The sequence below is a fragment of the Burkholderia sp. RF4-BP95 genome (assembly GCF_001521985.1).
Taxonomy (GTDB): Bacteria; Pseudomonadota; Gammaproteobacteria; order Burkholderiales; family Burkholderiaceae; genus Burkholderia; species Burkholderia diffusa.
In genome coordinates, this window is sequence record NZ_LOSX01000097.1 from 1 (window position 1) to 1,010 (window position 1,010).

1 protein-coding gene is annotated in these 1,010 nt (G+C 64.9%); it reads right to left on the bottom strand.

What is annotated here, in order from left to right; translation table 11 throughout:
• Positions 1 to 1,010: serine hydroxymethyltransferase (glyA, locus tag WS46_RS33025; RefSeq protein ID WP_059693700.1), on the bottom strand; the 1,010-nt coding region annotated here is incomplete at both ends.

Sequence of the window (1,010 nt, forward strand, 5' to 3'; positions counted from 1 at the left end):
ATCCCGCTCGTCACGAACGGCTTTTCCGGATCGTTCGGGATCGCGTTCTTGTTCACCGTGATGTGTGCCGCGCCCAGCGCCGCTTCCGCTGCCTTGCCCGTGATGTTCTTCGCGCGCAGGTCCACCAGCATCACGTGGCTTTCCGTACGGCCCGACACGATCCGCAGCCCGCGCTTGACCAGCGTTTCAGCCAGCACGCGCGCGTTCTCGACCACCTTCTCCTGGTACGCCTTGAATTCCGGCGACAGCGCTTCCTTGAACGCCACCGCCTTCGCCGCGATCACGTGCATCAGCGGGCCGCCCTGGATGCCCGGGAAGATCGCCGAGTTGATCTGCTTCTCGTACTCGGCCTTCATCAGGATCACGCCGCCGCGCGGGCCGCGCAGGCTCTTGTGCGTCGTCGTCGTCACGAAGTCCGCGTGCGGCACCGGGTTCGGATACACGCCCGCCGCGATCAGGCCGGCGTAGTGCGCCATGTCGACCATCAGGTACGCGCCGACCGACTTCGCGATCTTCGCCAGACGCTCGAAGTCGATCTTCAGCGCGAATGCCGACGCGCCCGCGACGATCAGCTTCGGCTTGTGTTCGTTCGCCAGCTTCTCGGCGGCGTCGTAGTCGATGTCTTCGTTCTCGTTCAGGCCGTAGCTCACGACGTTGAACCACTTGCCCGACATGTTCACCGGCGAGCCGTGCGTCAGGTGGCCACCGTGCGCGAGGCTCATGCCCATGATCGTGTCGCCCGGCTTGAGCATCGCGAAGAACACGCCCTGGTTCGCCTGCGAACCCGAGTTCGGCTGCACGTTCGCGGCTTCCGCGCCGAACAGCTGCTTCACGCGGTCGATCGCCAGCTGCTCGACGACGTCGACGTATTCACAGCCGCCGTAGTAACGCTTGCCCGGATACCCTTCCGCGTACTTGTTCGTGAGCTGCGAGCCCTGTGCGGCCATCACGGCCGGGCTCGTGTAGTTTTCCGACGCGATCAGCTCGATGTGCTCTTCCTGGCGGCGGTT